Origin of the sequence: Streptosporangium amethystogenes (genome assembly GCF_000721075.1) — a bacterium.
GTDB classification, from domain to species: Bacteria; Actinomycetota; Actinomycetes; order Streptosporangiales; family Streptosporangiaceae; genus Streptosporangium; species Streptosporangium amethystogenes.
Genome location: NZ_JOEQ01000077.1, coordinates 1 through 8,297, shown reverse-complemented (window position 1 = coordinate 8,297; position 8,297 = coordinate 1). Strand labels below are relative to the sequence as shown.

The 8,297-nt window shown below is 70.2% G+C and carries 8 protein-coding genes; 2 read left to right on the top strand and 6 right to left on the bottom strand.

Annotated elements, in window-relative coordinates; genetic code table 11:
• Nucleotides 1–78 precede the first annotated feature (78 nt).
• From IG98_RS0143100 to IG98_RS0143085, 3 genes are all read right to left on the bottom strand, one after another.
• Nucleotides 79–603: an alcohol dehydrogenase catalytic domain-containing protein gene (locus IG98_RS0143100; RefSeq protein ID WP_084196078.1), complete on the bottom strand. Its 525-nt coding sequence runs from the start codon at nucleotides 601–603 to the stop codon at nucleotides 79–81.
• A gap of 207 nt (nucleotides 604–810) precedes the next feature.
• Nucleotides 811–1,755 carry a sulfite exporter TauE/SafE family protein gene (locus IG98_RS0143090; RefSeq protein ID WP_030926177.1) on the bottom strand — a complete coding sequence of 315 codons (945 nt, stop codon included), beginning with the start codon at nucleotides 1,753–1,755 and terminating at the stop codon, nucleotides 811–813.
• A 148-nt stretch (nucleotides 1,756–1,903) separates the two neighbouring features.
• Nucleotides 1,904–2,371: an RrF2 family transcriptional regulator gene (locus IG98_RS0143085; protein WP_245651955.1), complete on the bottom strand. Its 468-nt coding sequence runs from the start codon at nucleotides 2,369–2,371 to the stop codon at nucleotides 1,904–1,906.
• Nucleotides 2,372–2,523: 152 nt separating this feature from the next.
• Here IG98_RS0143085 and IG98_RS0143080 point away from each other — a divergent pair, with 152 nt between their 5' ends.
• Entirely contained in the window at nucleotides 2,524–2,970 is a 447-nt protein-coding gene (locus IG98_RS0143080) for a YkvA family protein (protein WP_051753700.1), read from the top strand.
• A gap of 252 nt (nucleotides 2,971–3,222) precedes the next feature.
• Nucleotides 3,223–4,569 carry a cation:proton antiporter gene (locus IG98_RS0143075; protein WP_030926171.1) on the top strand — a complete coding sequence of 449 codons (1,347 nt, stop codon included), beginning with the start codon at nucleotides 3,223–3,225 and terminating at the stop codon, nucleotides 4,567–4,569.
• 65 nt (nucleotides 4,570–4,634) lie between these two features.
• On the opposite strand, the gene IG98_RS0143070 is transcribed toward IG98_RS0143075, so the two are convergent.
• From IG98_RS0143070 to IG98_RS46135, 3 genes are all read right to left on the bottom strand, one after another.
• The gene (locus IG98_RS0143070) at nucleotides 4,635–7,199 is read right to left on the bottom strand and encodes a sensor histidine kinase (RefSeq protein ID WP_037972862.1); all 2,565 of its coding nucleotides are present in this window, start codon (nucleotides 7,197–7,199) and stop codon (nucleotides 4,635–4,637) included.
• Nucleotides 7,200–7,248: 49 nt separating this feature from the next.
• On the bottom strand, nucleotides 7,249–8,109 hold the full coding sequence (locus IG98_RS0143065) for a potassium-transporting ATPase subunit C (RefSeq protein ID WP_030926166.1): 861 nt from the start codon (nucleotides 8,107–8,109) through the stop codon (nucleotides 7,249–7,251).
• The coding region (locus IG98_RS46135) for a hypothetical protein (protein WP_037972856.1) at nucleotides 8,110–8,297 on the bottom strand (188 nt) is incomplete at its 5' end.

Genomic DNA, 8,297 nt, shown 5'->3' with positions numbered 1-8,297 from the left:
GCTTCTCTTCGAACATGGGCAAGATCCTGCCAGGGGCACACGGGCGACGAGGACCAGTTCGACTTCAACCCGGTGAACCTATGCGGTCACGGCACTAGACGCCCCGGCCAGGACCGTCGCGCCAAGCGCCGTCGCCACCTGCACCGCCGCCAGCCCCACCCCGCCGCCCGCGCCCAGGACCAGCACGGTCTCCCCCGCGCTCAGCCCGCCCCGGTCCCGCAACGCGAACATCGCCGTGCAATGACTCTGGGCGAACGTCGCCGCCGGGGCCGCGCCCAGGGTGTCGGGGATGCGCACCGCGCCGGCGGCCGGGACGACGACCTGTTCGGCGAAGCCGCCCAGACCGCACACCGCCACCACCCGCGTTCCCACCGTCGGCCAGGTCACACCGGGGCCGACGGCACTGACCGTACCGGCGACCTCACTGCCCGGTACGAACGGCGGCTGCAGTTTGATCTGGTAGCGGCCGTGGACGAACAACCCGTCGACGTAGTTCACGCCGGCGGCCTCGACCGCGATGACGATCTGACCGTCGGCGGGCCTCGGGGCGTCCGTCTCGACGACCGAAACCGACCCTAATTTCTCACACATCAGAGCACGCATCAGGTCACCCTACGGACACCAAAACGGTTCGGCCGGTGAACGCGGGCCCGTGCGCTGTCAGGCGGTCACCATGCTGAGGCCGCAGTGGTCGAGGCCCTCCACCCGGCACCGGCGGTGGCCGAACCGGCCCGGAACGCGGAAGTCCTCCCCCGCCACAGGCGGGGGAGGACTTCACTCGGAACCACGGCCGGATTCGCGCCGCCGGGCTCAGCTGGGGGAACCCGCGGTCTCCTGCTCCCCGGCGCGGCGCCGCTCCTCTGCCTCGACCGCCTCGACCAGCTCCTTGTCGCGGTCACGGCGGTACTCACGGAGCGAGTAGGCGACGGCGGCGGCCCAGATGGCGGCGAGGGCGATGTAGGCGAACGCCTGGACACCACCGGAGGCGTCGATCCAGTCGCTGCGCAGCAGGGTCCGCACGTTGGTCAGGACGATGACACCGCCGACGGCGGAGCCCAGGATGCGCGGCGGGATGTGGCGGACCAGCCAGGCCGCGATGGGGGCCGCGATGACACCGCCGAGCAGCAGGACGGCCACCCAGGAGAAGTCGATGTTCTCCGAGCCGATGCCGACGAAGAAGCCGATGCTGGCGGCGATGGCGACCAGGAACTCGCTGGCGTCGATGGAACCGATCACCTTGCGCGGCGCCAGGCGGCCGCTGGCCAGGATCGCCGGGGTGCCGACCGGACCCCAGCCACCGCCCCCGGTGGCGTCGACGAATCCGGCCACCAGGCCGAGGGGCGCGAGGAAGCGCTTGCGCAGCGGCTTGCCCAGGTTGCCGCGCGGCAGGCCGAAGGCCGTGAAACGGACCAGGACGTAGACACCCAGTGCGAGCAGGATGATCGACATGACCGGGGCCGCGACCTCGGTGGAGAGGCCGGACAGGAAGGTGGCTCCCACGAACGCGCCGACGGCGCCGGGGAGACCGATCTTGGCGACGACCTTCCAGTCGATGTTGTCGAAGCGCCAGTGGGACACGCCGGAGGCGAGGGTCGTGCCGATCTCGGCGAGGTGGATGGTGGCCGAGGCGGCGGCGGGGTTGGTGCCGATGGCCAGGAGTAGCGTCGTCGAGGTGACACCGTAGGCCATGCCGAGGCTGCCGTCGACGAGTTGCGCCACGAAGCCGACCAGGCCTAAGAGGATGAGCGCACGCACGACGCCCCCTTCCCATTTTCCCTACTATGTTGATAGGAAACATGGTTATTGAACTTCAGGGCGACGTCAAGTCACGTTTCAAGCAGGGTGTCTCAGTTCGTGGACATCTTCGTCTCACAAAGACCGTCAGGCCGATCGACACCCGCTGTCAGGCTCCGCGCCGCCTGCCGTTCTCGGCCACCGGCGACAGGAGCGCGGCCAGGCTGACGGTGTCGACGATGGCGTTTATCGAGATCTCGATGTTCAGCCACACCGCGCGCAGTCGTACCGCCTCTCCGAAGTAGGCCACGTCCCCGGTCGGCAGACCCCGCACCGAGGTCAGCTCGCCACCGACGGCACGCAGGACGTCTCCGACCGAGATGTCCACCGGCGGCCTGGTGAGCGTGAAGCCGCCCTCGTGGCCCCGCTGGGCGAAGACGAGGTCGGCACGGCGCAGGTCGGTCAGAATGCCACGCAGGAAACTCGCCGGGATCCCCTGCGTCTGGGCCATCGTCTCCGACTTGACGGGGGCGGGGTCGCTCAACGCGATGACCAGCATCGCCCTCAGGGCGTAGTCGCTCCGCGCCGTGACGTGCATCAGACAGCCCCCCGACAGTGCGTCTCCAGATGGCCTCATGTGGGTTGACGCTGATTAATCTACTATCTCTACAGGTTAACTGTGAATTATTCTCAACTGTAAGACACCCCGGCGCCCCAGGCGATCCGCCCCCGAGGTGCCGTACTCCCCCGCCGGAAAAGCGGGGACCACCCCACGCGGAGGAGCCGACGGTGAACACCTGGATCACCTCCCTGCTCGGCGCGCTGGCCGGGCTGGTCCTGCTGTGGCTGGCTCTCGTCGCCGCCCTAGCGGTCGCGCGTCCTCGCGGCAACGCGCTCGGCGAGGCGCTGCGGCTGCTCCCCGACCTGCTTCGGCTCATCCCCCGCTTGGCCAGGGACGGCTCCCTGCCGCGCGGCGTCCGCATCAGGCTGTGGCTGCTCCTCGGCTATCTCGCCATGCCCATCGACCTGGTCCCCGACTTCGTCCCCGTCCTCGGCTACGCCGACGACGCGATCATCGTCGCCCTCGTCCTGCGCTCGGTGACCAGGCGCGCGGGCGAGGAGGCCGTCACCCGGCACTGGCCGGGCACCGCCGAGGGCCTGCGAGTCGTACGGCGGCTGGCCCGCATCCCCGCGGAACCCGATGCCCGGGGCCCGGAGACGGAACACCACCCCTGACCCGGTCCCGACCTCCTCAGCAGGCCCTGATCCGCCCAAGGCGGCCGAGCCATACCACACCTTCGCCGGAACCGGCAGGTGAAGCGTGATTAATCAGGCGATACCTCGCACAAAAAAATGCGATATAGGTACCGCCGAATATTTTGGCCGCTCTTCAAGGGTTGATTGCCGATCTTTGCTTTGTCAGGCTCTACACCGTGCCGTCCTGACTGGGGAGAGGGGGCGGCACCTTGGAAACCGGAGGGGTCTGTCGTGCTCGTCACACTCGCAGCGCCGGTGGCGCCGATCGCCGCACATCAACTACTCGTCTTCTTACTGCAGGTAGGGCTGCTCCTGCTGCTCGCCCTCACCTTCGGCCGCCTGGCCGGGCGACTCGGCATGCCCGCCGTCGTCGGTGAACTGTTCGTCGGGGTGGTCCTGGGGCCGTCCTTCCTCGCCCATGTCGCACCTGGCCTGTCCACCTGGCTGTTCCCGCAGGACAACGCCCAGTTCCACCTGCTCGACGCAGTCGGGCAGATCGGCGTGCTGCTGCTCGTCGGCATCACCGGCATCCACATGGACATGGGGATGGTCCGGCGCAGGGGCGCCACGGCGGCCGGAGTCAGCATCGGCGGGTTGCTGGTGCCGCTCGCGTTCGGCATCGGCGCCGGATTCCTGCTCCCGGCCACGCTCATCCCCACCGGAACCGAGCCGCTGGTCTTCGCGCTCTTCCTCGGCGTCGCGATGTGCGTCAGCGCCATCCCGGTCATCGCCAAGACCCTGATGGACATGGGGCTGCTGCACCGCAACATCGGGCAGCTCACGCTCACCGCGGGCATGATCGACGACGCGTTCGGCTGGTTCATGCTGTCGATCGTGTCGGCCATGGCCACCACCGGCCTGCGCGCGGGGAGCGTGCTGGTCTCGCTGGCCTGCCTGCTGGCGGTCGTGGTCTTCGCGCTCACCCTGGGCCGCCCGCTAGTGCGGCACTCGTTCCGGCTCACCTCCCGGGACGCGGACTCCGGCTCGTCCGTCGCGACCGCGGCCGTGCTGATCCTGCTCGCCTCGGCCGCCACGCACGCGATGGGCCTGGAGGCGGTCTTCGGCGCCTTCGTCTGCGGCATGCTGATCGGCACCGCGGGCGGCGTCGAACCGGCGAGGCTCGCCCCGCTGCGCACCGTGGTGCTCTCCGGCTTCGCGCCGATCTTCTTCGCCACCGCCGGGTTGCGCATGGACCTGACGTCCCTGGCCGACCCGATGGTGCTGCTCTCCGGGCTCGCCATCCTGACCGTGGCGATCGTCGGCAAGTTCGCCGGGGCCTATGCCGGAGCGCGCGCCAGCAGGCTCAACCGGTGGGAGGCCCTGGCCCTGGGCGCCGGGCTCAACGCGCGGGGTGTCATCGAGGTGGTCGTGGCCATGGTGGGCCTGCGGCTGGGCATCCTCAGCGTCGAGGTCTACACGATCGTGGTGCTGGTGGCGATCGTGACCTCGCTCATGGCACCGCCGATCCTGCGCTGGGCTATGGCCCGGGTGGAGCAGACCACCGAGGAGGAGATGCGCAAGAACGAGCAGCTCGCCTGGTCGAAACAGCCCCAGACGAACAGCGCCGACCCGGTGTAGCAGAACGCCCTCCCGGCCGCGCGGGCCGACCCGGGTGGTCGGCCCTCGGCGGCCGGGACGCGGACTCACGGGCCCTCCTCGGCGAGGTGTGCCCGTGAGTCCGGGAAGACGGGAAGTGTCAGGACCATGGTGAGACCGCCCCCGGGCGTCTCATCAGGCAGCAGCGTGCCGCCCATCGCCTCGGCGAGTCCCCGGGAGAGCGCGAGGCCCAGGCCGACACCGGTGTGGTTGTCGCGGTCGCCGAGCCGCTGGAAGGGCATGAAGACCCGGTCGTAGGCCTCCGGCGGTATGCCCGTGCCGCGGTCGACGACCCGGATCTCCACCTGGTCGCCGTGCCTGCTGGCCGTGACGAGGACCTTCATGCCCTCGGGGCTGTAGCGGACGGCGTTCGACATGAGGTTGACCAGGATGCGTTCCAGCAGCACCTGGTCGGCGACGACCTCGGGCAGTTCGGCGGAGACGTCACCCTCGATCCGCCGGGACAGCTCGCCGAGATCGCCGACGGCGCGCGGCACGACCTCCTCCAGCGCGGTCGCCTCCAGCGTCACCCCGAGCACCCCCGCCTGCAACCGGCTCATGTCGAGCAGGTTGGCGACCAGGCGGTCCAGCTTGACCAGGGACTCGTCGGCGGTGGCGAGCAACTCCGCCCTGTCCTCGGGCGACCAGTCGACGTCGGTGGCCCGCAGCCCCTCCACGGCCGCCCTGGCCGAGGCGAGCGGGGTGCGCAGATCGTGGCTGACCGCGGCGAGCAGCGCGGTGCGCATCCTGTCGGCCTCGGCCAGCGGCCTGACCTGCTCCGCCTCCTCCTCCAGCCGGTCCTGCCGCAGGGCCACAGCCGCCTCGGCGGCGAAAGCCTCCAGCACCCGCCGGTCGGAGGCCTCAAGCAGCCTGCCCCGTACGGCGAGGACGAGCCGCTCGTCGATGACCACGTCGGTGTCCGCGGCGCCGGGCGAGGTGCAGGGCACGTCGACACCGGCGGCGGCGACGATCCGCCACGCCTCGGGGTCGGCCTGGTCCTCGGGCACCGGTTCTCCGGTGCGTTCCAGCAGGGTGACCGAGGACAGGCCGAAGGTCTCCCTCAGCCGGGCGAGCAGCGAGGCGAGCACGTGCTCACCGCGGAGCACGTGTCCCGCCAGAGTGGAGAGGATCTCCGCGTCGGCACGGGCGCGGGCCGCCTCCCTGGTCCTGCGGGCGGCGAGGTCGACGACGGCGCTCACCATGACGGCCACCAGCACGTAGACGCTCAGCGCGAACAGATTCTCCGGGTCCGCGATGGTGAAGCCGGCGAGCGGCTCGGTGAAGAAGTAGTTGAGCAGCAGGAAGCCGAACACGGCCGCGGTGACGGCCGGCCACATGCCGCCCACCAGGGCGACCACGATCACCGTGAGCAGGAAGAGCAGTATGTCGCTCGGCAGGTTCACCCCCTCCCGGAGCAGGTGCAGTCCCAGCGCCAGGACCGGCAGCCCGAGCACCGCGAGAACCCAGCCGGTCACCCGCCTGGGGCGGGTCAGCGCGGCCCGCGACGGGGCTCGGTCACGCCCTTTCTTCACCTCCTCGTGGGTGACCATGTGAACGTCTATGGACCCCGACTGCGCGATCGTGGTCACCCCGACCCCCCGGGAGAGGATCTGGGCGAACCTGCCGCGCCGGGACGCCCCCAGCACCAGCTGGGTGGCGTTGACGCCGCGCGCGAAGTCGAGCAGTGCGCGCGGGATGTCGTCGCCGACGACCTGGTGGTAGGTGCCGCCCAGGTCCTCCACCAGCGTGCGCTGGCGGACCATGCTCGCCGGATCCACTCCGGCCAGCGCGTCGGCACGCGTGACGTGCACGGCCAGCAGGTCGGCTCCCTTGCTCCTGGCCGCGACCCGGGCGGCCCGGCGCACCAGCGTGTCGCCTTCCGGGCCGCCGGTCAGCGCGACCACGACGCGCTCCCGCGCCTCCCAGGTGCCGGAGATGCCGTGCTCGGCGCGGTAGCGGTCGAGCTGCTCGTCGACCTTTCCCGCGACCCACAGCAGGGCCAGCTCGCGCAGCGCGGTCAGGTTGCCGACCCTGAAGTAGTTCGACAGCGCCGCGTCGACCTTCTCCGGCGTGTAGACGTTGCCGTGCGCCATCCGGCGGCGCAGTGCCTCCGGAGCCATGTCCACCAGCTCCACCTGATCGGCTCGGCGCACCACCTCGTCGGGCATCGTCTCGCGCTGGGCCACCCCGGTGATCTCCTCGACCACGTCGTTGAGCGACTCCAGATGCTGGATGTTGACCGTGGAGATGACGTCGATGCCCGCGTCGAGGATCTCCTCGATGTCCTGCCAGCGCTTGCTGTTGCGCGAGCCGGGCACGTTGGTGTGGGCCAGCTCGTCGATCAGCGCGACCTTGGGCCTCCTGGCGATGACGGCGTCCACGTCGAGCTCGGTGAACGTGCACCCGCGGTGGTCCATGCTCCTGCGCGGGACGATCTCCAGGCCGGCGAGCAGTTCCGCGGTACGGGGGCGACCGTGGGTTTCAACGAAGCCCACGACCACGTCGGTGCCTCTCATGAGGCGGCGGTGGCCCTCGGAGAGCATCATGTAGGTCTTGCCGACCCCCGGGGCTGCTCCGAGGTAGATGCGCAGCCGCCCCCGTCTTGCGTTCATCACATCTCCTTGAGTGTGGAGACCCCGGTCCCTGGCTCCGGGGCGGGGGTCAACCTCTGTCGAGCGCCAGGTTGAGCGCGAGGACGTTCACCGCCGGTTCGCCCATGAAGCCGAGGAAGCGGTCCGTGGTGTTCTCCGCGATCAGCTGCCTGACCCTCTCCACGGATACCCCGCGTTCCCTGGCCACGCGAGCCGCCTGGAGTTCGGCGTAGGCGACCGAGATGTCCGGGTCGAGGCCGGAGCCGCTGGCGGTGACCGCGTCGGCGGGCACGACCGCCCGGACCGTCGTGCCGCGGACCGGAACGGTGCGGCCGGCCGCGTAGCTCTCGCCGGGTCTACCGCACTCGACCCTGACACCACGGTACTCGGCGACGAACGGGGGCGCGGGGCAGGCCTGGTTGACGCTGACGGCCCTGGTCGGGGTGCCGACCGCCGGGAAGACCTTCAGCACGGCACCGACGCCGTCGGGCGTGCAGTACGGCCGGGCACCGCTGACGCCCTCCAGCTCCCCGGCGGCCCTGGAGCGGGCGCAGACCTGGGTGAGCAGGCTCCGCCTGCCCTCGCCGCCCCTGGCCCCCGGAACGGGCAGGACGTCCACGATGTCCTCGGGTCCCAGGTTGCTCGCGGCGGTGGAGAGCATGTCGTAGCCGTCGCCGGCCATGGACGGCCGACTCTGGAAGTATCTCCCGACGGGCCTGCCCGCGGTGTCCGTGAAGTTCTGGCCGACGAGCGCGCTGCCCACCTCCCGTCCGTCCTTCTCCACGAGGGAACCGTTGGCCCCGTCGTGGAAGGCGACCTGGGCGATGCCGGTGACCACCAGCGGGTAGAGGGCACCGGTGAGCAGGGTCAGGACGAGCAGCGCGCGGAGCGCGGCGAGATACCTGTGCATCCAGATGGGCATGTGTTTCATTTACGACATCCCCGGAAGGAGGTGGATGAGAAGGTCTATCAGCTTGATGCCGATGAAGGGCGCGATGATGCCGCCCAGACCGTAGACGCAGAGGTTGCGGCTGAGCAGCTTCGACGCGCTGGAAGGGCGGTAACGCACCCCCCGCAGGGCGAGCGGGATCAGCGCGATGATCACCAGGGCGTTGAAGA